Consider the following 21569-nt stretch of genomic DNA (forward strand, 5'->3'; position numbering starts at 1 on the left):
AGACAGCCCCCGGCGGGGGGCGAACGGCCCGTCGTCGTACGGGGACCGCGGGGCGGGTGTCAGCAGCCGCAGTCGTCGGAGTCGGTGGGGGCGGTCAGCGGGTCGGCCTCGGCGCGCTGCTCGCTGCCCTGCCAGGTCTCGACCTCGAAGCCCTCGCGGATCCAGTACTCGATGCCGCCGAGCATCTCCTTGACCTGGAAGCCGAGCTGGGCGAGGGCGAGGGCGGAGCGGGTCGCGCCGTTGCAGCCCGGCCCCCAGCAGTAGGTGACCACGGGCACGTTCTTGTCGAGGAGCCGCTCGGCCTGCTCGGGGATGAGGGCCGTGGGCAGGTGGATCGCCCCGGGGACGTGCGCCTGGTCCCAGGAGGGGGTGGAGCGCGAGTCGATGATCTGGAAGCCGAGCTCGGCGCCCTGCTCGCGGTGGTCCTTCAAGGCGCCGGCGACGTCGGAGACGTCGGCGTGGAAGGCGAGGCTCGCGGCGAAGTAGGCGGCGGCCACGGCCGGGGCGGCCGGGGGCACCCGCAGGACGGAGTTGGTGGTGGGCACGGTGGCGGTGGGCTGCTGCGTCGTCGTCATGGCTCAGAATCTACGTTCGACTGATCATCTTCGGAAGTGGAATTCCACTGCCGTCACCTTGTCCAACCGTGATTTCCCCTGCTAGACCTGGCACATGACCGACTATTCCCCCGACGCCACCGACTGGCGCATCCTGGAAGCCCTCCAGCAGGACGGCCGCGCCAGCTTCGCCGAGCTGGCACGCGCGGTCTCGATGTCCCCGAGCGCCGTCACCGAGCGGGTGCGCCGACTGGAGGAGGCGGGCGTGATCACCGGGTACACCGCGGTGGTCGCCCCGGAGAAGCTCGGGAAGTCCATCATGGCGCTGGTCCGGCTGCGCTACCCGCACGGGAACTACAAGCCGTTCCACGCCCTGCTGGAGAGCACCTCGGAGATCCTGGAAGCCCACCACGTCACGGGAGACGACTGCTTCGTCCTCAAGGTCGTGGCCCGCTCGATGGCGCACCTGGAGGAGATCACGGGCAAGATCGCCGGACTCGGATCGGTGACGACGAGCGTCATCTACTCCTCGCCACTGTCCCGCCGCCCCCTGAGTCCGTGACGGAACGCAAGGATTGACTACACGCAGTGACGGCGCGGTGACGCCCGCTCCGGCATCCTCGGTTACGAGGCGCCGCCCGTGTGGTGGCGCACCACGGAACCACCCCGCTGCTTGACAATCTCCAACTGGGTCCCGACCCGCGTGCGCAGGTCCGCGACGTGGCTGACGATCCCGACACTGCGATCCCGCTCCCGCAGCGAGTCGAGTACGTCGAGCACCTCGTCCAGGGCCTGTTCGTCGAGGCTGCCGAAGCCCTCGTCGATGAAGAGGGTGTCCAGGCGCATCCCGCCCGCCTCGTCGGTCACCACGTCGGCGAGGCCGAGGGCCAGGGCCAGCGAGGCGAAGAAGGTCTCGCCGCCCGAAAGGGTGGCGGTGTCCCGCTCGCTGCCGGTCCAGGCGTCCACGACGTGCAGGCCCAGGCCCGACCGGCCCCGCCCGGTCGCCCTGGCGTCCGAGTGGACCAGCGTGTACCGGCCGCCGGACATGCGCAGCAGCCGTACCGTCGCGGCCGCGGCGACCTGTTCCAGCCGCGCGGCCAGCACGTAGGCCTCCAGGCGCATCTTGCGCTCGTTGTCGGCGGAGGTGCCGGCGGTGAGAGCGGCCAGTGCGGCCACCCGGTCGTAGCTCTCGCGGAGCGGGCCGAGCGCGCGCAGCTCGTTCTCGATCTGCCGGGACAGCCGGTCCAGTTCGGTGCAGCGCAGCCGGGCCGCGTCGGCGGCCGAACCGGCGGTGCGCAGTCGGGCCGCGGCCCGCTCGGCGCGCTCCTCGGCGGCGCGCGGGTCCGCGGGCGGCTCTTCGGCCGCGCGGGCGGCGTCGACCTCGGCGAAGCGGTCGGCCAGCAGCGCCTCTTCGGCCTGCCAGGCATCCGCACGACGTTGCAGGGCGCTGCGCTCGTATTCGGCGAGGACCGCGTCGGCGGCGGCCACGGTGGTGTCGAAGCCCTCGCGGAAGGCGGCGTCTGCGAGGCGGCCGTCGGCTTCCTTGAGGCGTTCGGCAGCGGCCTCTTCGCGGTGCAGCGCGCCCGCCGCGTCCGCCACCAGGCGGACCCGGGTCTCCAGCAGCCTGGCCCGGTCGGCGACGCTGGCCGAGCCGGCTCGGACCCGGGCCAGTTCCTCTTCCAGTGCTCGTTGTTCCTCGTCCAGGACTTCGCGGCGCGAGGAGCGGGCGGCGATGCGGCGTTCGGCTTCGAGCCGGTCGGCGCTGCGGGAGGCGTGTTCGCGTTCGGCGTGGGCCAGTCGTTCGCGGGCTCCGTGCAGTCCTGCCGCCGCGGAGTGGGCCGCCGCGTGCCGATCGGTCAGTTCCCGGGTGCGGTCGAGGAGTTCGGCCGTGGTGGCGTCCCCGGCGGCGGCCGCCGCCTCGGTACGGGCTTCGCGTACGGCGGCCAGCCTGCGCTCGGTCGTCGCGCGGCGCTCCTCGGCCTGCTCGAAGCGGGCGTGGGCGGTGTCCTCGGCGGCGCGGTCCACATGGCCGGGGGCGGGGCGGGCGGGTGCGGGGTGGTCGGCCGAGCCGCACACGGTGCACGGTTGCCCCGTGACGAGTGCCTCGGCGAGTTCGGCGGCGATCCCGCGCAGCCGGGTCTCCTTGAGCTCCAGCCAGCGCTCCCGGGCCGTCGCGGACTCCTCGCGTACGGAGAGCAGCTCTCCGGCGGTGGCCTCGGCTTCGGCGGCGAGCGCGTCCCGGCGGCGGGCCGCGGCCAGGTGCAGTCGGGCGGGCTCCAGCCGCCCCGCCAGGTGTTCGGCCTGGGTCGCGGCCTGTTGGGCGATGTCCACGCGTTCGCGCAGCGCGGCCCGCAGGGGCTCCCAGCGGGCGAGCCAGTCGGCGGATTCCTGCTGTTGTTCCTCGGCGGCACGGGACTCGCGTTCCAGGGCTGCGCGTTCGCGGGAGATGTCGGCGCTGCGCTGTTCGGCGCGCTGGGCGGCGCCGAGCGCGCCGACCTCGCCGCGCAGCCGCTGTTCGAGGGCGGCGAGTTGTTCGGCGCTCGCCTCGACGAGGTCGGAGTGCAGGCGCTGCCGCGCGTCGTCGACGGCGTGTACGGCGGCCCGGTGGGCGCCGGCCGCGGCGTCGCGCAGGTCGAGGGCGGGGGCGACCAGGGCGCCCCGGCGGGCCCGGTCGAGGCGTTCGCGGAGCCGTTCCCGTTCGGATGCGGCGTCGGCGAGGACCTCGGCGCGGTGGACGGCTTCGGCGTGCCGCCGCTGGAGCCGGTCGAGTTCGCGGGCGCCTTCGGCGGCCCGGCGGGCTGCCGCGTGCCGGGCTTCGACGACGGTGAGGGCGTGCTCGCGCACGGTCAGCCGTTCCCGGGCCGAGCTGCGCGCCACGGCCGCCCAGGCCCGTACGGCCTCGGCGAGCCCGGGGTCGCCGGGCTGGTGTCCGGGCAGCGGCCAGGCGCGCAGGTCCGCGCTGTCCCCGGCGGCCTGGGCCAGCCGTTGGGCCGTGCCGAGCACCCTCTCGTCGCCCGCGCGCACCTTGGCCTCGGCGGCCCTGCGCCGTTCGGCGAGCAGGGCTTCGACGGCGGCGAAGCGGCGGGTGTCGAAGAGCCGACCCAGCAGACGGCCGCGGGCTTCCGCGTCGGCCCGCAGGAAGCGTGCGAACTCGCCCTGGGGCAGCAGTACGACCTGGCAGAACTGTTCGCGGCTCATGCCGAGGAGCTGCTCGATCTCCTCACCGATCTCCTGGTGGGAGCGGCTGAGTCCCTGCCAGCCGGTGTCGCCGAGGTGTTCGCGGAGCCAGCTCTGGGCCTTGTCCTTGGTGGTGCCGGTGCCCCGCTTCTTAGGGCGGGGCTGTTCCGGGCGCCGGGTGATCTCCAGGCGGCGCCCGCCCGCGGTGAGTTCGAGGGTGACCTCGGTGGCCTCCTCGGGACCGGCGTGGTCACTGCGCAGGCTGGTGCCGGGTGCCTGGCGGGGGCCGGGCACGGAGCCGTACAGGGCGTAGCAGACCGCGTCGAGCACGGAGGTCTTGCCCGCTCCGGTGGGTCCGTGCAGGAGGAAGATCCCGGCGCCGGAGAGCGTGTCGAAGTCGATCTCCTGCGCTTCGGCGAAGGGCCCGAAGGCGGTGACCTTGAGTCGGTGCAGCCTCATCGGTCCCGCCCTTGACGTCCGGTTTCCAAAGCGGCGGTTTCGACGCGGACGTCGTCGAAGGCGGCCCGCAGCACGGCCCGTTCGCCCTCGTCGGCGGAGCCCCCGCCGCGCACGTGGGTGACGAAGTCCTCGGCGATCTCCTGGTCGCTGCGGCCCTTGAGGCGCTGGGCGTAGGAGGCGCCGTCGTCCTCCTCGCGGCCCTGGGGGTCGAAGGCGAGGCTGAGGGTGTGGGGGAAGCGGGCGACGAGGCGGGCCATCGGGTCCTCGGGCCGGACCGGGTCGGTGAGGGTGGCCTCCACCCACGCCTGCTCGTGTCCGGCGAGCGCGGGGTCCTCCAGCAGTTCCTCGATGGGTCCGCGGATGCGGGCGAGCGGGCGCGGCACGGGGGTGTCGATCCGCTCGGCCACGGGGCTCGTGCCCGGGGCACCGAGTTCGATCAGCCACATCGTCTTGCGGTGGTGGACCTCGGAGAAGGAGTAGGCGAGCGGGGAACCGGAGTAGCGGACCCGTTCGTTGATCGTCTGACTGCCGTGCAGATGGCCGAGGGCGGCGTAGTCGACTCCGTCGAAGACGGCGACGGGCACCGAGTCGACCCCGCCGACCGCGATGTCGCGCTCGCTGTCGCTGGCCTGGCCGCCGGTGACGAAGGCGTGCGCGAGGACGACCGAGCGGACGCCGGGGCCACGGGTGGCGAGGTCGTCGCGGATCCGGTCCATGGCGGCGCCGAGCACCGCCTCGTGGCTGACCTTCGGCGCGTCGAGGGTGTCCTTGACCAGGGCCGGTTCGAGGTACGGCAGCCCGTAGAACGCCACGTCGCCGTGTACGTCGGTGAGCACGACGGGGTCGGCGCAGCCTTCGGGGTCGGTCCGCAGGTGGATCCCGGCGCGGCCGATCAGTGCGGCCCCCACGCCGAGCCGCCGGGCGGAGTCGTGGTTCCCGGAGATCATCACGGTCGGCACGCCGAGTTCGGCGAGCCGTCGCAGGACCTGGTCGAACAGCTCGACGGCGGGCAGCGGCGGCACGGCCCGGTCATAGATGTCGCCCGCGACGAGCACGGCGTCCACCTCGCGCTCCCGCACGGTCTCGACGAGGTGATCGACGAAGGCCGCCTGCGCCCCCAGCAGATTGACCCGGTGAAAGGCCCGGCCGAGATGCCAGTCGGAGGTGTGGAGGATCCTCACAATGCCGCTCCGACCTGCACTTTTACCGTTCCTCCAGCTCCGGGACCAGCACGGACCCCCTACGGGCGCCGCGGCAGGCACCCACCACGCTAACGCGAATCGGCGTCCGGTCCGTCTCGGTTCTCAGTTTGCCACTGGCGCCCGGGGGCGGACGACCGGTCCGCCGGGCGCGCGCGGGGCCCCGGCGCGCAGCCACGGGCGGCTGCCGGCGACCACGGACGGCCGCGGACGGCCACGGCCTCACCGCCACGGGTCGAGGGCGTGTTTGCCGGTCGTTCGGCGGGATTCGAGCTGCCGCAGGACGGCGGGGCCCTCGTGCAGGGGGTGGAGCCGGGGGGTGCCCGGCGGGTAGGCGCCCTGTGCGACGAGTTCCCGCAGCTCGGCGATCAGCGACCGGTAGAGGGCCGGGGCCTTCGAGGCCAGGGCGCCGATGTGCAGGCCCCTGAGCTGTACGTGGTGGGTAAAGACGAGGTCGTGGGTGGTCAGGGCGGCGTCTCCGGAGGAGGCGCCGAAGACGACGATCCGCCCGGTGAAGGGGCGGGCGACGCGGAGGCTGGTGTCGAAGGTGGCCCGCCCCACCGACTCCAGGACGAGGTCGACGCCTCCCGTCAGCCGGGTGATCGCCTCGGCGAGGTCGGGCCGGGAGCCGTCGAGGACCGCCTCGGCCCCGAGCGCCCTGACCGTGTCGTGCTTGGCGGGCGAGGCGGTGGCGATGACGCGCGCCCCGTAGTGCCGGGCCAGGCGGACCGCGGCCTGGCCCACGCCTCCCGCCGCCGCGTGGACGAGGACCACCTCGCCGGGCGCGAGCCCGCCCAACGGTTTCAGCGCCGCCAGCGCGGTCGCCCAGTTCAGCACCATGCCGAGGGCTTCGGCATCGCTCCAGCCCGGCGGCGCCGCCAGGGCGCCGGCGGCCGGCATGACCATGTACGGGGCGAACGCGCCCGCACCGGCCCCGACGATCCGGGTGCCCACCGGGAGGGGGTCCGCGGTGTCCGGGCCTACGGCCTCGATCGTGCCGGCCGCTTCGAAGCCCGCGACGTAGGGCGCGCGCGGACCGCCGCCGTAGGTGCCGTGCGCCTGCATGACGTCGGCGTAGTTGATTCCGGCCGCCCCGACGCGGATCAGGTACTCGCCCGGCCCCGGAGCGGGGCGGGGGCGGTCGGTGACGAGGGCCAGGTCCCGCGGCCCGGCCTGGGACTGCTGGACCAGGGCCCGCATCGTGGGTTCGCCGCTGTCGCGCTGCTGAAGGATCTCCATGCCGGCGACCGTAGGAGCCTCACGCACACGTCAAGGTCAAGGGTCAGGGGCGGGGGCCCGCGGTGGCCGGAGGCCGCGCGGTGCTCAGGAAGGACTCCAGCGCCGCCCGTTGGGCGGTGAGCGCGGCGATCCGTTCGGTGAGTCGGCCGTGGTAGTCCCGCACCTCGTCGAGGAACTCCCCGCACAGGGCGGCCGCCCCGCCGTTCGGATGCTCGGCGAGGAAGGGCAGGACCTCCTTGATCAACCGCACCGGGAGCCCGGATTCCAGCAGTGAGCGGATGACCCGCACCCGCTCGACGGTGACGGCGCAGTAGTCGCGGTACCCGTTGTCGTGCCGCCCCGGGACGATCAGGCCCTCGTCCTCGTAAAAGCGCAACGACCGCACGCTCACGCCAGTGGCCCTGGATGCCTCACCGATCCTCATGCTCGACCGAACGCCCGACCGGCCCGTGGTCTTCCGGCGGCGCCGCACTACACTGCGGTAGACGGTCTACATCACCGTAGACGGAGGAAGCGTGAGGAGCGCCCCATGGCTGAGGCCAACCCGGACCGGCTGCCGGCCGGTGAGTTGGAGGCGTCGGTGCTGGCGGCCCTGTGGGCGGCCGGCGCCCCGCTGACCCCCGGCCAGGTCCAGGAGGCCCTGGGCACGTCGCACGCGCGGACGACGGTGACGACGATCCTGACCCGGTTGCACGAGAAGGGCGCGGTGTCCCGCACCCGCTCCGGTCGCGGGTTCGCCTACCTGGCGACGGAGGACGCCTCCGGGCTCACGGCCCGTCGCATGCACTCGGAGCTGCAGAAGACCGAGGACCGGGGCGCGGTGCTGACCCGCTTCGTCTCGCAGTTGAGCGACGACGACGAGCAGCTGCTGCGCTCCCTGCTCGACGGGGGCGGTGCGTGATCTACGCGGTCTGGCTGCCGCTGCTGGTCCCCTTCCTCGCCGGGCCCGTGGGCCGACGGCTGGCGACCTGCCTGCCCCCGCGGCACGCGGTGTGGCTGTTGACCTCCGCCGCGGCGGCGTTGGCCCTGGCCAGCACGGCCTCCCTCGCCCTGCTCGTGGTCCCGGGCGCCACGCACCTGCGCGCCGTCGCGGCGCTGGGCAAGCTGCTCACTCCGCTGCGGACCGGTTCGCCCGACGCCGTGGTGGCGGTGGCCGTCGTGGCCGCGGCCCTGTTGGGCTGCTCCGCCGCGCTGCTGGTGCGGGCCGCGAGCCGGCGCCGGGCCCAGCTGCGCCGCGCCGGCCGGCTCGCGGCGCGGGCCGGTGGAGAACTGGTCGTCCTGGACGAGCCGGGGGCGGACGCCTACGCGCTGCCCGGGCGCCCCGGTCGGATCGTGGTGACCACCGGCATGCTGGGCGCGCTGACGGCCGCCGAGCGCGAGGCGCTCTTCGCCCACGAACGCGCCCACCTGCGCGAGCGTCACCACCTCTTCGCCGCCGTGACCGATCTGGCGGCCCTGTGCCATCCGGCCCTGCGCGCCCTGCGCGAACCGCTGGCCTACGCCCTGGAGCGCAGCGCCGACGAGGCCGCCGCGCGCGCCACGGGTGACCGCGCGCTGACCGCCCGGGCCATCGGCCGGGCCGCGCTCGCCGCCCGTGCGGCCGGGGCGTCCGGCCCGGCGCGTCCGACCTTCGCGCTGGCCGCGACGGCCGGTCCGGTACCGCGCCGGGTGGCGGCCCTGTTGGGCCGACCGGTGGGGGCGGCGGACGCGGCGCGCCCCCGTACCGCGCGGCACCTCACCGCCCTGGCCCTGTTGACCTGTCTGACCCTGTCCGGCGGCGCGGCCCTGGACGCCGCGGTGGACCTGCACGCGGGCATCGAGGCGGCGCAGGGCGAGTCGGCGGGGCGCTGACCCGGGGCGGCGGATCCGCCGTCCCCGTCGCCCGCCCGGCCTCCTCGCTCAGGGGGCGTACGTCTCCCCGCCCAGGGTGAGGGTCGCGCTGCCCGCCGTGCTGTCGGCGAGCCACGCCTCGAAGGCGGGCAGGTCGGCCTCGGGCAGGGCGATCTCGATCTCCACGGCGGCGCCGTAGCGCAGGTCGACCACGGTCCGGCCGGTCGAGCGCAGGTCGTTCTGGGTCTTGCCGGCGCGCTGGTGGTCGACGGTGACGGTGGCGAGCCGGTAGCGGTGTCGGGTGACCGTGCCCAGCGCGTCGAGGGCCTCGCCGACCACTCCGCCGTAGGCCCGGATCAGTCCGCCCGCGCCGAGTTTCACACCGCCGTAGTAGCGGGTGACCACGGCGACGGCGTAGCGGATGTCGCGCCGCATCAGCATCTGGAGCATGGGCACTCCGGCCGTGCCGCCCGGTTCCCCGTCGTCGCTGGCCTTCTGGACGGAGGCGTCCGCGCCGACGACGTAGGCGTAGCAGTTGTGCGAGGCGGTGGGGTGCTCCTTGCGGATGCGGGCGACGAAGTCCTGGGCCTCGCGTTCGGTCGCGGCGGGCGCGAGCGCGCAGAGGAAGCGCGAGCGGTTGATCTCGGACTCGTGGACGCCCTCGCGGGCCACCGTGACGTACTGGTCTGCCTTCACCCGCTCCACCCTAAAGGGAATCGGACGGGGGAATCGGACGGGTGTCCTCCCTGTTGAAGCCGGGTGCGGGCGGCACCCGGCCGGCCCGCGGGAGCAGGAGGCGGCACGCGTGTACGGCGACTCGGAAACCATCCGCAGGATCCTCACCCAGCACGGCGACACCTGGGCCGTGGTGGGACTGTCCAACAACAGCGACCGCGCCGCCTACGGCGTGGCGCGGGTGCTCCAGCGCTTCGGCAAGCGGGTGGTGCCGGTGCACCCGAAGGCGGAGACGGTCCACGGCGAGCGGGGTTACGCCTCGCTGGCCGAGATCCCCTTCCCGGTGGACGTGGTGGACGTCTTCGTGAACAGCGCGCTGGCCGGTCCGGTCGCCGACGAGGCCGCGGCGGCGGGCGCCCGCGCCGTCTGGTTCCAGCTGGGCGTGGTCGACGAGGACGCCTTCGAGCGGACCACCTCCGCCGGGCTGGACATGGTCATGGACCGCTGCCCGGCCATCGAGATCCCGGCCCTGTGACCCGGCCGCGCCCCTGACCGGGGCGCGGCCGGTGCGGAGGTCGTCCCGATGGTCGGAACGTCCGATCAGTCGAGGACGGCGGTGGCTTCGATCTCGACCAGGTGCTCGGGCACGTCCAAGGCGGCGACGCCCAGCAGGGAGGCCGGCGGGACGGGCGCGGTGCCCAGTTTCGCGGCGGCCCGGGTGATCCCGTCCATCAGCTGGGGCATCTTGTCGGGGGTCCAGTCGACGACGTGGACGGTCAGTTTCGCCACGTCGGCGAAGGAGGCGCCGACCTCGGCCAGGGCGGTGCCGATGTTCAGGTAGCACTGCTCGACCTGGGCGGCGAGGTCGCCGTCACCGACCGTGACGCCGTCGGAGTCCCAGGCGACCTGTCCGGCGATGAAGACCAGCCTCGACCCGGTCGCGATCGACACCTGCCGGTACGCGTCGATTTCCGGCAGCCCCTTGGGGTTCACCAGGGTGATGGCCATGCTGTCCGCCTCCGTTGCACGGGCGGGCGTGGGATCGCTTCCGTCGAGCCACCCGGGACCCGCTCTCTTGTGGTTACTCAGGAACCGTAGGAGAGTGGTCGCTGACATGGAAGAACGCACTTTTCGGTGACTGGGGAACCTGATGGTGACCAAGCAGCTCACAGGCTCGCGCGACGAGGCGGACCTGAGGCGGGCGGACTCGCTGGGGCGGGAGATCTTCTCGGACGTCGCCAACAAGTGGGCGCTCCTGATCATCGAAGCCTTGGGCGAGCGGACCCTGCGCTTCAGCACGTTGCGTGACGAGGTCGAGGGCATCAGCCACAAGATGCTGACCCAGAACCTGCGGATGCTGGAGCGGTACGGCCTGCTCGAACGGACCGTGCACCCCGTCGTCCCGCCGCGGGTCGAGTACACCCTCACCGAGCCGGGCCAGGCCTTGCGGGCGACCATCGAGGGGCTGTGCGACTGGACCCACCGGTACTTCGGTCACATCGAGGCCTCGACCCGCCGCTTCGACGCCTGACGCGAACGGTTGCGCCGACCCGCGTCCGGCAGCGCGCGGGTCCGGACAGGGGCCCGCCCGGACAGGCCCCCTACGGGCGGCCCGCGGGCGGGATGGACACCGCCATCGTCATCTCCATCGGCACGGGGCCGTCGTTGCGGTAGGCGTGGGGTGCGTTCGCCTCGAAGGACACGGCCCCGCCCGTCGGTACGGCGTACCGCTCCCCGTCGAGCACGAGCGTGAGCTCGCCCGCGGTGACGTGCATCATCTCGACGGTGCCGGCCGGGTGCGGGTCGGAGTCGGTGCCCTCGCCCGGCTCCAGCCGGTAGGTCCACATCTCCAGCGGTCCGCGCCGGTCGTCGCCGAGCAGCATGTCGCTGGCGCTGCCGCCGTCCGTCGACCACATGCGCACGCCCTGCCCCGGGAGCACCACGCGCACCTGAGGGCCGGGCTCGTGGTCGAGCAGCGTGGTGATGCTGACCCCGAGGGCGTCGGCCAGTTTGACCGTGGTGCCGACGCTGGGGTTCGTACGGGCCTGCTCGATCTGGATGATCATCCCCCGGCTCACTCCCGCGCGGGCCGCCAGCGCGTCCAGGGTGAAACCGCGTTCACCTCGGCACTTCTTGAGGTTCCGGGCGAGCGCCTGGGTGAGCTGTTCGAGATCCGACACCATACCGTCCAATATTTTGGATGACAGAGTTCAATGGGCTGAACTAACGTGCAGTGCACTCACCGGTTCAATGCACTGTACTGCGAGGTCCTTCCATGACCGCCCTGTTCGCCCTGGCCACAGCCATTCTGTGGGGTCTCGCCGATTTCGGGGGCGGATTGCTGACGCGCAGGCTGCCCGCGCTCACCGTGGTCGTCGCCTCGCAGGCCGTCACCGTCGTCGTGCTCGGCTCGATCGTCCTCGGCACCGGCGCCTGGCGGGAGGCCGGACCGCAGCTGTGGTTCGCGGTGGCCGCGGGTCTGGTGGGCCCCCTCGCCATGTTGAGCTTCTACAAGGCGCTCGCGCTGGGCCCGATGGGCGTGGTCTCGCCGCTCGGTTCGCTGGGCGTCGTCGTCCCGGTCGGGGTCGGTCTGACCCTCGGCGAACGGCCCGGCTTCGGCCAGGTCGCGGGCATCGCGGTGGCGCTGGTCGGGATCCTGCTGGCGGGCGGGCCCGAGCTGCGCGGGGCGCCCGTACAGCGGCAGGCGGTGCTGCTCACCCTGGGCGCGGCCTTCGGCTTCGGCGCGGTCATGGCGCTCATCTCGGAGGCGTCCAGCGGACTCACCAGCCTGTTCCTGGCCCTCTTCGTGCAGCGCGTGACGAACGTGGCGGCGGGCGGGGCCGCGCTCTGGGCCTCGGCCCGGCGCGGGAACCGGGTGCTCCCGGCGGGCGGCGGCCCCGCGCTGCTGTGGACCCTGCTGCCCGCGCTCGCCTTCGTCGGGCTGGCGGACGTCGCGGCCAACGGCACCTATTCCGTCGCCGCGCAGAACGGTCCGGTGACGGTGGCCGCCGTACTGTCCTCGCTGTACCCCGTCGTCACCGCGTTCGCCGCCTTCGCCCTCCTGAAGGAACGGCTGCGCACGGTCCAGGCGGCCGGGGCCGGCCTCGCCCTGGCCGGCACCGTCCTGCTGGCAGCGGGGTAGCCGGCCCGGGGACGGCCGGTGGGGGTCATTCGATGGCGGGGGCGGCGGCCCCGGCGATCGGGTTGCCCGCCCAGTGGGTCGCCGGTGGGACGGTCTCACCGCGCATCACCAGGGAGGAGGCACCGACCGAAGCGTGGGCGCCGACCGCGCTGCCCGGCAGCACGATGCTGTGCGGGCCGAGCGAGGCGCCCTCGGCGAGATCGACCGTGTCCATCCGCATGATCCGGTCGTGGAACAGGTGCGTCTGGAGCACACAGCCGCGGTTGACGCTCGCTCCCGCCCCGAGCGCGATCAGATCCGTCTCCGGAAGCCAGTGCGTGTCGCACCACACGCCCCGGCCGATCCGGGCCCCCAGGCTGCGCAGCCACCAGTTCAGGACGGGCGTCCCCGTGAAGGGGCCGGCCAGCCACGGCACGGCGAGGGATTCCACGAAGGTGTCGTAGAGCTCGTTGCGCCAGACGAAAGAGCTCCACAACGGGTGTTCCGTCGCCCGGAAGCGGCCCACGAGCATCCACTTCGCGGCGGTCGCCGTCAGGGCGGCGGCCACCCCCGCGGCCAGCAACAGGGGTGCGCCGACCACGGCGGCGAGCCAGAGGCCGCCCGAGTCGAGGGCGTCCTGTTGCGCGAGCAGCACCCCCTCGGCCAGCGCCAGTCCGCACATCAGCGGGATCAGTCGGCACAGCTCGACCAGCCCGCGGGCCAGCACCAGGTGGGGTGCCGGCTCGAAGGTGCGCCCCGCGTCCGGCGTGGCCGCCACCCGCGGCAGCGGCATCGTCGGCCGACCCAGCCAGGAGGTCCCGGGCGCGCTGTGCGCGGGGGCGTCGGAGAGGACCCCGATCAGCGCGTGGTCGGGCACGGTGCGCCCGGGGCCGACGATGCCGGAGTTCCCGACGAAGGCGCGCCGCCCGACGCGGACCGCGCCCAGCCGCATCCGGCCGTCGCGCAGCTCGTACGGGGCGGCGAGCACGTCGTCGGCGAGGAAGGCGCCGTCCTCGACGGTGAGCAGCGAGGGCAGGGGCAGCACGGTGGAGATCTCGGTCCGTCGGCCGACCCTGGCTCCGAGCAGCCGGAGCCACAGGGGCGTGGCGAGGCTCGCGTACAGCGGGAAGAGGGCGGCCCGCGAGCCGCCGAGGAGCCGGTGCACCAGCCAGACCCGCCAGGCGACGCCGCCGTCGGCGGGGTGGGTGCCCGGGGTGATGCCGCGGCCGAGGAGGCGGACGACCGCGGCCACGGTGAGGATCCAGCACAGGGTGGTGACGCAGGTCGCGACGGGCACGGTGAGCAGCAGCCACAGCGCGACGGAGCCGAGGCTCACGCAGTCCTTGACGAGGTAGTAGGTCCCGACGAGTGCGGGCGCGCCGGCGAGGAGCGGGAGCAGCGGGAGCACGCCGAGGGTCACGGCGTAGCAGGCCTTCCAGAGACCTGGGCGGGACCTCCCGGCGGGTTCGCCGCCCGCGGGCCGCCGCGCGGCGGCCCGCTCGGCTGCGGTCGTCCGCTCCGGCCGCGCGGTCGGGCGGGCCGGTGAGCCCTCCCAGCTGGCGCCCGCGGGGATCTCGCCCGACAGGCAGCCGCCGCCGGTCAGTTCGGCGCCGGGTCCGACCACCGCGCCCGGCATGAGCATCGACCGGTGCCCCACCCGGGCTCCGGCGCCCACCCGCACCGCCCCCACCCGCAGGGTCGCGCCGTCCACCCACCACCCGGACAGGTCGGCCTCGGGCTCGACGGCGCAGCCGTCGCCCAGCTCGGCGAGCCCCGTCACCGGCGGCATCGCGTGCAGCGCGACCCCCTTTCCGGTGGCGCAGCCGAGCGCCCGCGCGTACCGGGCGGCCCACGGGGTGCCGAGCAGCGCGGGGACGCCGAAGGAGGCCACGGCGCGTTCCGCGGCCCACAGCCGCAGGTGGACCCTGCCCCCGCGCGGGTAGGCGCCGGGGACGATCCCCCGGGTCAGCAGCCGCGCGGCGGCCGCACCCAGGGCGAACCGGGACGGGGCGCTGAACAGCACCGCCCATCCGGCCAGCACCAACCACCACGAGGTGTACGGGGCCCAGGCCTTGGGGGCCAGCACGGCGAGGAGGTTGTCGATGACCGCCAGGGCGACCAGCCCGCGCAGCCCGGTCACGCCGAACAGGGCGCACTGGACGAGGATCTGGGCCGCGCCGGTGCGACGCCGCAGCGGCGGCGGGGCCACGGCCCCGACCGTCCCCCGCGCGGACTCCGATGCCAAGGCCGAAGCCGAAGCCGAAGCCGCGGACGCGGACCCGGAGGTGGCCGCGGTCGGACCCGACGCCGCCCCCGGCGCCGCCCCGGCCGGGGCGAGGCCCTCCAGGTGTGCGGCCATGTCCCGCAACACCGGGTTCCGGTAGAGGTCCGCGACCGATACTCCGGGGTACCGCTCGCGCAGCCGCGAGGCCATCCGCGCGGCCGTCAGACTGGTGCCGCCCAGGGCGACGAAGTCGGATCCCGGCCCGGGGCGGCTGCCGAGCAGCTGCGCCCACAGGTCTGCGAGCTCCGCGGCGACCGCCCCGAGCGGCTCCGACCCCACGGCCTCCGACGCCCCCGAGGCGCCCGAGGCCGCTGTCCGGTCCGACGACCCGGTCCCGCTCTCCCCGCCCGCCCGCCGCGCGGGTTCCGGCAGCGGCCACGGCAGGGCGTCGCGGTCGACCTTGCCGGAGGTGCGGGTGGGCAGTTCGGGGATCTCGGCCAGTACGGGCACCAGCGCCGCGGGCAGCGCCCGGGCCAGGGCCTCCCGGGCCCGGGTGCGGTCGTAGCCGGGCGCGGGGACGACGTACCCGGCGAGCACCTGGCCGCCGGCCGGGGTGGCGTGCACGGCCGCGGCGGCGCCGAGCACCCCGGGCAGGGCGCTCAGGGCGGCGTCGATCTCGCCGAGTTCCACCCGGCGGCCGCCGAGCTTGATCTGGTCGTCCGCCCGCCCGGTGAAGACCAGCCCCTCGGGGTCCGCCAGCACGAGGTCGCCGGTGCGGTAGGCGCGGGCGGCGCCCAGCGCCGCGCAGGGCCGGAAGCGCTCCGCGTCCTTGACCGGGTCGAGGTAGCGGGCGACGCCCGCGCCGGCGATGACCAGCTCGCCCTCGGCGCCGGGCGCGACGGGCTCCCCCGCCTCGTCGACGACGGCCAGGTCCCAGCCGTCCAGGGGCAGTCCGATGCGTACGGGTTCGCCGGGCCGCAGCCGTGCGGCGCAGGCCACGACGGTGGTCTCGGTGGGCCCGTAGGTGTTCCACATCTCGCGCCCGCCGATCGCGAAGCGGTCGACGAGCTCGGCCGGGCAGGCCTCGCCGCCGACGATGAGCAGCCGGACCCGGTCCAGGCAGTCGGCGGGCCAGAGCGCGGCGAGCGTGGGCACGGTCGAGACGACGGTGACGCCCCGCTCGACGAGCCAGGGGCCCAGCTCGTGCCCGGCGCGCACGAGCGCCCGCGGGGCCGGGACCAGGCAGGCGCCGTGGCGCCAGGCCAGCCACATCTCCTCGCAGGAGGCGTCGAAGGCCACGGAGAGCCCGGCGAGCACCCGGTCACCGGGCCCGAGCGGGCGCTCCCGCAGGAACAGCCCGGCCTCGGCGTCGACGAACGCGGCGGCGCTGCGGTGGCTGACGGCCACGCCCTTGGGGGCGCCCGTGGAGCCCGAGGTGAAGATGATCCACGCGTCGTCCTGCGGGCGGGCCGCCCGGCGGGCGCCGCCGGCGGCCCCGGCGGGCGGTACGGCGCCGGGCGCCACCTCGCCGTCCGCGCCGAGGACCAGGCAGACGCCCGCCTCGCGGAAGACGGTCGCGGCCCGCTCGTCGGGGTCGTCCGCGTCCACCGGGACGTAGGCGGCGCCGCAGCGCAGCACGGCCAGGACCGCCAGGTAGAGCTCCGCGCTGCCGGAGGGCACGCGGATCCCGATCCGGTCCCCCGCCCCGGCCCCGGCGCGGCGCAGCAGTTCGGCCCGGGCGGCGACCTCGGCGGTCAGCCGCCGGTAGTCGAGGCGTTCGGCGCCCGTGTCCAGGGCGAGGGCCCCGGGGTGGGCGGCCGCGGTGGCGTCGAGGACGTCGAGGAGCGTGCGCGCGGGGGCGGGGGGCGCACCGAGGTGACACGCGCCCCGCGCCGGGTCGGCGGAGGCCGGGCGGGGTGGGGGGCCGGGCGGGTGGGATGGCATCGGTGCGCCTCTATTCGGCTGTGTGACGTGCGTATTCTGCACGGCCGAACCACCTGTCCCCGGCGCCGCCCGCACGCATCCACAGATACCGGCCGCGGGTGTCCGGTTCACCGCCCGGAGGCCACTGTTCCGCAAATCGAACAGGGCGTCCGGAACCCCAACGGCACGTCAAAAGCCTTGCAGGGGGCGGGATCGCGCCCCGCGCCGCGCGCCCCGGGCGCCTTCCCGCATCGGCGACCCGTGGGGAGGATTTGGACAATCGCTGAGCTGACGTTCGGTATCGGACTCACCCGTTCCGCCCGCAGGGCGCCCGATCAGGGGGTGGCGGACGATCCGATCCCGCGGGACTCGGCGATACGTTCGGCTTCCTCCAGCGCGCGCAGTTGCGCGGGAGTCACCCCTTCCGGTATCGGCACCGGGGCCGGGGTGCGCAGCGGCGGCTGCCAGCCCGTCTCCGGCTCCCAGCGGCGCACGATCCGGGCCGGTGCCCCGGCGACGACGGCGTGGTCGGGCACCTCGCCGCGGACGACGGCCCCCGCGGCCACCACCACGTTGCGGCCGAGCCGGGCGCCGGGCAGGACCACCGCGCCGGTGCCCAACCAGCAGCCCGGGCCGATCTCCACCGGCGCGCTGCGCGGCCACTGCTTGCCGACGGGCTCGTGCGGGTCGTCGTAACTGTGGTTGGTGGAGGTGATGTAGACCCCGGGCCCGCAGAAGGTGTCCGATCCGATGGTGATCCGGGTGTCCGCGATGACGTGGCTCCCCCGGCCGAGCACCACGCCGTTGCCGAGGACCAGCATCGGGTCCCGGCCGAGGTCGAGGTCCGGCATCATCCCGGCGGTCAAGGTGACCTGCTCGGCGATGATGCAGTGCTCGCCCAGGTGGATCCAGCGTTCACCGAAGACGGTGCCCTGGGGGAAGGCCAGCCGGGTGCCCTCGCCGATGGCGCCGAAGCGCAGCCGCCCGGGCGCCTGCGCGGTGACCGCGCCCGCCCGCTGCGCCCAGCGCCAGCCCGCGTGGACGATCCGGCTCGCGGTCCGGCGGCGCAGGGTGGTCACGGCCGCCCGGACCTCCGCGGACGAGACGGATGAGAACGTGTTTCTGTTCTTCGGCACCCGGCCACGGTAGTGGGCCGCGCCCCGGGCGTCCGGACGGCCCTCCTGTGATCTTCACCCCATCGGACGGCCGGCCGCGCGCGTGGCCTACGGTGCGAGGAGCGCGGCATCCGGAAGCAGAGGAAGAGAACATGACGTTTCAGGCGGACCAGGCATTCGTCGCCGGTGTCGGCGGGAAGAAGCCGGCCATCCACCCGGAGGCGTTCACCGCGCCGACATCGGTCGTCGTCGGCGACGTCAGCCTCGCCGCAGGGGCGAGCATCTGGTACTCCGCGGTGCTGCGGGCCGATTGCGGGCCGATCGTGCTCGGCGCGGACAGCAACGTCCAGGACAACTGCACGGTCCACGTCGACCCCGGCTTCCCCGTGACCATCGGCGCGCGCGTCTCCATCGGCCACAACGCGGTGGTGCACGGCTGCACCGTCGAGGACGACTGCCTGATCGGCATGGGCGCCACGGTCCTCAACGGCGCGGTGATCGGCGCGGGTTCGCTGGTCGCCGCCCAGGCCCTGGTGCCGCAGGGCATGGTCGTCCCGCCGGGCTCCCTCGTCGCGGGCGTACCGGCGAAGGTCCGGCGCCCGCTGACGGACGAGGAACGGGCGGGCATCAGCCTGAACGCGACGATGTACGTCGAGCTGGCGAAGCAGCACCGCGCGGCGGTCGAGGACCCCGCGTAGCGGACCCGCGGCCTCCCGGGCGGGCGCGGCGGCCCCGGCGGCCGCGCCCGCCCGGGGCCGTCGGTCGGGGCTTTCGCCCGGGGTGTCAGTCGACCGCGACCGTCGGTTCGGCCGCCACCGTCGCCTCGGCCTTGGCCGCCGACTTCTTGGCCCGGCTGCGCAGCACCAGCATGGAGGTGAGGCCGATCAGCACGGCCGCCACCAGCCCCAGCCAGGAGAACCGCTTCAGCCAGGCCTCCGCGACGATCCCGATGTAGTAGATGACCGCCGTCGTGCCGCCCGCCCAGATGATCCCGCCGAGCACGTTGGCGATCAGGAACTTCCAGTACGGCATGCGCAGCACGCCCGCCAGCGGCCCCGCGAAGATCCGCAGCAGCGCCACGAACCGCCCGAAGAAGACGGCCCACATGCCCCACTTCTCGAAGGACCGCTCGGCCATCGCGACGTGGTGCTCCCCGAAGTGCCGGGGGAAGCGCCGCCCGAGCCGGGCCAGCAGCGGCTTGCCGCCCTTGCGGCCGATCGCGTAGCCGATCGAGTCCCCGATGATCGCGCCCGCGCTCGCGCAGGCGCCCAGCACCACCGGGTCGATGCCGCCGTTCTGCGAGGCGAGCAGGGCCGCGCTGACCAGGACGATCTCCCCGGGAAGCGGGATGCCCACGCTCTCCAACCCGATGACCAGGCCGACCAGCAGATAGACACTCACCGCCGGGATGGTCTCCAGCCATTCCTGGATGTGCACCGGTACGTCCTCCCGCAGCGTGGTCGCGGCGCGCCCCCTGTGGCGCACCGACCCGCCAGCCTACCGGCCCGCCGCGCGCACCACCGCGGCCGCCCTCAGGGGCAGTTCCCGCGAGGAGCGCCCCACCCACACCTCGCGCCGTCCGGTGCCCACGACCCAGGCGTGCGGCCCGGGGTCCCAGGAGGACAGCGTGCGGGCGTCGAGGTCGACGGCGACGCGCTGGGAGCGGCCGGGGGCCAGATCGATCCGCCGGTAGCCGGCGAGGGCGCGGACGGGTTGGTCGAGCGTGAGGTCCGGCGAGGGGCCGAGGTACACCTGCGCCACGTCCGTGCCCGCGCGGCGGCCGGTGTTGCGCACGGTGAACTCCACCCGCAGTCCGGTGCCCCGGGGGCGTACGGTCAGCTTCTCGTACTGCCAGGTGGTGTACGAGAGGCCGTGGCCGAAGGGGAAGAGCGGGGCCACCCGTTCCGCGTCGTACCAGCGGTGGCCCACGTGGACGCCCTCGCCGTACTCCTGGCGCCCGCCGACCCCCGGGTAGCGCACCGGGTCCGCGCCGACCGGGGTGGCGCGCTCGTCGGCGGGGAAGGTCTGGGTGAGCCGCCCGCCCGGGTCGGCGTCGCCGAACAGGACGTCGGCGGTGGCGCGCGCGCCCTCCTGGCCCGGGTAGTACATCTGCAGCACGGCCGCGGTCCGTGCGAGCCAGGGCATGGCGGTCGACGAGGAGGTGTTGAGGACCACGGTGGTGCGCGGGTTGGCCGCGGCGACCGCCTCGATCAGTCGGGCCTGGCCGCCGGGCAGCCCCAGGCCGGTCCGGTCGGCGCCCTCGGTCGCGTCCTCGTAGGCGAACAGGACCACGCTATGGGCGGCGGCGGCCACCCGCACCGCCTCGGCCACGTCGGCGGCGCGGCTGGCCCGGGTGGTGTGGCGCAGCCGGAAGCGCGCGCCCCGGTCGCCGCCGTGGGCGCCGACGGTGAGCCGGTGGGTGCCGGGCGCGAGGGCGAGCGTACGGCGGCGCACGGTGAGCCCGTCGGGGGCGGCGCCGAGCAGCCCGCCCGCGAAGTACTCGGCCACGCCCTGCTGGACGGGGAAGACCTCCTCGCCGTCGAGGCGCACGTCGGGCCGCTTGCCGCTGTAGTGGACGAGCAGGGTCCACTCGTCGGCCTCGCGGAGCGTGAAGGCGCCCTCGTAGTGGTGCTCCTTGCCCGCGTCCACGACCTGGTCGTCCAGGGCGGCCGCCGGGGTCAGCAGGCCCGCGGGCAGCGGGCGCCCGTACAGGTCCTCGCCGAGGGCCTGGCGGACCTCGGCCCCCTTGCCGGCGCGGGTGCGGATCGCGGCCAGCGGGCTCACGGCCCGGTCCCGGTCGGGGACGACGTGGGCGCTGCCGCCGCCGCTGACGAAGGGCACCTGGCCGGTGGGCCCGATGACGGCGAGGGAGCGGGCGGCGGCCCCGGTGAGCGGCAGGGCCCCCTTCTCGTTGCGCAGCAGGACCGCGCCGGCGACCGCGACCCGCCGGGCGACCTCGGCGCCGGCGGCGGGATCGCGGGACGGGCGGGGCGCGGGGGACGCCTCCAGCAGGCCGAAGCGGTCCATGGTGCTGAGCACCCGGCGCACCGCGAGGTCCACGGCGTGCTCGGGGACGGATCCGGCGCGCACGGCCTCGCGCAGCGGCTCGCCGAAGTGGGTGCCGGCGGGCATCTCCATGTCGAGGCCCGCGGTGACGGCGGCGACGGTGCTGTGGGTGGCCTGCCAGTCGGACATCACCCAGCCGTCGAACCCCCAGCGCCCGCGCAGCAGTTCGTTGAGCAGCGGCTTGTTCTCGCAGGCGTAGGTGCCGTTGACCTTGTTGTACGCGCCCATCACCGAGCCCGCCCCGGCCGCGACGGCGGCTTCGAAGCCGCGCAGCTCCGTCTCGTGCAGGGTCTGTTCGGTGGCGACCGCGTCGATGGTGTCGCGGCCCTTCTCCTGGTTGTTGAGGGCGAAGTGCTTGACGGTGGCGATGAGCCCTTCGTCCTGGATGCCGCGGACCACCTCCGCGACCAGGTCGGCGGTCAGCCGCGGGTCTTCGGAGTAGGTCTCGAAGTTGCGGCCGGCGTAGGGGGTGCGGATGAGGTTGGCCATGGGCGACAGCAGCACGTCCTGGCCCAGCGCGCGGCCCTCGCGGCCGATGACGCGGCCGTAGGCGCGGGCGAGGGCGGGGTCGAAGGCGCTGGCCAGCATGACGGGCGCGGGCAGCGCGGTCGCCGGGCGGGCCACCCGCACTCCGGCCGGTCCGTCGGCGAGCCGCAGCGGCGGGATGCCCAGGCGCGGTACGCCGGGCACGTATCCCGCCTGACCGAGCGGGGAGGGGTCAACGGCGCCGTGCAGCAGCGCGGTCTTCTCCTCCAGGGTCAGCCGCTCCAGCAGCGCGTCCACCCGGGCGCCGGCGCCGGGCCGGGCGGTGGCTCCGGCCGCGCTGGCCCGGGCGGCCGTACGGGCCCCCGCGCGCGGGGGCACCTGGGGGACGCAGCCGGTCGCGCCGAGGACGGCGCCCGCCGCGCCCAGCAGCCTGATGGCGGTACGGCGGGACACGGCCTCGCTCATGGGGGCTCCCTGGAAGCGGCAGTGGGCGGGGCGGCC

General features: G+C 74.9%; 19 protein-coding genes. 7 read left to right on the forward strand and 12 right to left on the reverse strand.

The genetic code is table 11. From position 1 onward, the window contains the following. Window positions 1–59 precede the first annotated feature (59 nt). The gene (locus ACFWAR_RS18390) at window positions 60–575 is read right to left on the reverse strand and encodes a rhodanese-like domain-containing protein (protein ID WP_385778309.1); all 516 of its coding nucleotides are present in this window, start codon (window positions 573–575) and stop codon (window positions 60–62) included. A gap of 94 nt (window positions 576–669) precedes the next feature. On the opposite strand from ACFWAR_RS18390, the gene ACFWAR_RS18395 reads away from it, so the two are divergent. Then, window positions 670–1116, forward strand: a complete 447-nt coding sequence (locus ACFWAR_RS18395; protein WP_385778311.1) for an Lrp/AsnC family transcriptional regulator — start codon at window positions 670–672, stop codon at window positions 1114–1116. A 62-nt stretch (window positions 1117–1178) separates the two neighbouring features. Here ACFWAR_RS18395 and ACFWAR_RS18400 read toward each other — a convergent pair whose 3' ends face one another. From ACFWAR_RS18400 to ACFWAR_RS18415, 4 genes are all read right to left on the reverse strand, one after another. Further along, complete coding sequence (locus tag ACFWAR_RS18400) at window positions 1179–4190, reverse strand: AAA family ATPase (protein WP_385778313.1); 3012 nt, start codon at window positions 4188–4190, stop codon at window positions 1179–1181. Beyond that, a complete protein-coding gene (locus ACFWAR_RS18405; protein WP_385778315.1) occupies window positions 4187–5371 on the reverse strand; it encodes an exonuclease SbcCD subunit D in 1185 nt (394 codons plus the stop codon). The genes ACFWAR_RS18400 and ACFWAR_RS18405 overlap by 4 nt, the downstream gene beginning before the upstream one ends. Before the next feature lie 240 nt (window positions 5372–5611). Then, complete coding sequence (locus ACFWAR_RS18410) at window positions 5612–6628, reverse strand: zinc-binding dehydrogenase (protein ID WP_385778317.1); 1017 nt, start codon at window positions 6626–6628, stop codon at window positions 5612–5614. A 43-nt stretch (window positions 6629–6671) separates the two neighbouring features. Then, window positions 6672–7052, reverse strand: a complete 381-nt coding sequence (locus ACFWAR_RS18415) for a MerR family transcriptional regulator (protein ID WP_385778319.1) — start codon at window positions 7050–7052, stop codon at window positions 6672–6674. A gap of 105 nt (window positions 7053–7157) precedes the next feature. Between ACFWAR_RS18415 and ACFWAR_RS18420 the strand changes: the two genes are divergently transcribed. Both ACFWAR_RS18420 and ACFWAR_RS18425 read left to right on the forward strand, forming a co-directional pair. After that, the gene (locus ACFWAR_RS18420) at window positions 7158–7529 is read left to right on the forward strand and encodes a BlaI/MecI/CopY family transcriptional regulator (protein WP_385778321.1); all 372 of its coding nucleotides are present in this window, start codon (window positions 7158–7160) and stop codon (window positions 7527–7529) included. Then, window positions 7526–8479, forward strand: coding sequence for a M56 family metallopeptidase (locus ACFWAR_RS18425; RefSeq protein WP_385778323.1), 954 nt, complete (start codon window positions 7526–7528; stop codon window positions 8477–8479). Before ACFWAR_RS18420 ends, ACFWAR_RS18425 begins: the two co-directional genes overlap by 4 nt. Before the next feature lie 48 nt (window positions 8480–8527). Here ACFWAR_RS18425 and ACFWAR_RS18430 read toward each other — a convergent pair whose 3' ends face one another. Then, on the reverse strand, window positions 8528–9154 hold the full coding sequence (locus ACFWAR_RS18430; protein WP_385778325.1) for a YigZ family protein: 627 nt from the start codon (window positions 9152–9154) through the stop codon (window positions 8528–8530). Between the two features lie 109 nt (window positions 9155–9263). Between ACFWAR_RS18430 and ACFWAR_RS18435 the strand changes: the two genes are divergently transcribed. Beyond that, on the forward strand, window positions 9264–9668 hold the full coding sequence (locus tag ACFWAR_RS18435) for a CoA-binding protein (protein WP_385778327.1): 405 nt from the start codon (window positions 9264–9266) through the stop codon (window positions 9666–9668). A 65-nt stretch (window positions 9669–9733) separates the two neighbouring features. Here ACFWAR_RS18435 and ACFWAR_RS18440 read toward each other — a convergent pair whose 3' ends face one another. Continuing rightward, window positions 9734–10141 carry a RidA family protein gene (locus ACFWAR_RS18440; RefSeq protein WP_385778329.1) on the reverse strand — a complete coding sequence of 136 codons (408 nt, stop codon included), beginning with the start codon at window positions 10139–10141 and terminating at the stop codon, window positions 9734–9736. A gap of 142 nt (window positions 10142–10283) precedes the next feature. Between ACFWAR_RS18440 and ACFWAR_RS18445 the strand changes: the two genes are divergently transcribed. Continuing rightward, complete coding sequence (locus ACFWAR_RS18445) at window positions 10284–10664, forward strand: winged helix-turn-helix transcriptional regulator (protein ID WP_385778331.1); 381 nt, start codon at window positions 10284–10286, stop codon at window positions 10662–10664. 70 nt (window positions 10665–10734) lie between these two features. On the opposite strand, the gene ACFWAR_RS18450 is transcribed toward ACFWAR_RS18445, so the two are convergent. Next, window positions 10735–11313 (reverse strand): helix-turn-helix domain-containing protein, encoded by a 579-nt coding sequence (locus ACFWAR_RS18450; RefSeq protein ID WP_385778473.1) that lies wholly within the window; start codon window positions 11311–11313, stop codon window positions 10735–10737. Window positions 11314–11408: 95 nt separating this feature from the next. On the opposite strand from ACFWAR_RS18450, the gene ACFWAR_RS18455 reads away from it, so the two are divergent. Further along, window positions 11409–12275 carry an EamA family transporter gene (locus ACFWAR_RS18455; RefSeq protein WP_385778333.1) on the forward strand — a complete coding sequence of 289 codons (867 nt, stop codon included), beginning with the start codon at window positions 11409–11411 and terminating at the stop codon, window positions 12273–12275. 25 nt (window positions 12276–12300) lie between these two features. On the opposite strand, the gene ACFWAR_RS18460 is transcribed toward ACFWAR_RS18455, so the two are convergent. Both ACFWAR_RS18460 and ACFWAR_RS18465 read right to left on the reverse strand, forming a co-directional pair. Further along, on the reverse strand, window positions 12301–16422 hold the full coding sequence (locus ACFWAR_RS18460; RefSeq protein ID WP_385778335.1) for a Pls/PosA family non-ribosomal peptide synthetase: 4122 nt from the start codon (window positions 16420–16422) through the stop codon (window positions 12301–12303). Between the two features lie 314 nt (window positions 16423–16736). Further along, entirely contained in the window at window positions 16737–17537 is an 801-nt protein-coding gene (locus ACFWAR_RS18465; RefSeq protein WP_385778337.1) for an acyltransferase, read from the reverse strand. 131 nt (window positions 17538–17668) lie between these two features. Here ACFWAR_RS18465 and ACFWAR_RS18470 point away from each other — a divergent pair, with 131 nt between their 5' ends. Continuing rightward, window positions 17669–18214, forward strand: a complete 546-nt coding sequence (locus ACFWAR_RS18470; protein ID WP_385778339.1) for a gamma carbonic anhydrase family protein — start codon at window positions 17669–17671, stop codon at window positions 18212–18214. 85 nt (window positions 18215–18299) lie between these two features. Here ACFWAR_RS18470 and ACFWAR_RS18475 read toward each other — a convergent pair whose 3' ends face one another. Together ACFWAR_RS18475 and ACFWAR_RS18480 are read right to left on the reverse strand one after the other, a co-directional pair. Then, entirely contained in the window at window positions 18300–18953 is a 654-nt protein-coding gene (locus ACFWAR_RS18475; RefSeq protein WP_385778475.1) for a DedA family protein, read from the reverse strand. A gap of 60 nt (window positions 18954–19013) precedes the next feature. Beyond that, the gene (locus tag ACFWAR_RS18480) at window positions 19014–21533 is read right to left on the reverse strand and encodes a beta-glucosidase (RefSeq protein WP_385778341.1); all 2520 of its coding nucleotides are present in this window, start codon (window positions 21531–21533) and stop codon (window positions 19014–19016) included. Window positions 21534–21569 lie beyond the last annotated feature (36 nt).

The organism is Streptomyces sp. NPDC059917, assembly GCF_042730635.1.
Taxonomy (GTDB): Bacteria; Actinomycetota; Actinomycetes; order Streptomycetales; family Streptomycetaceae; genus Streptomyces.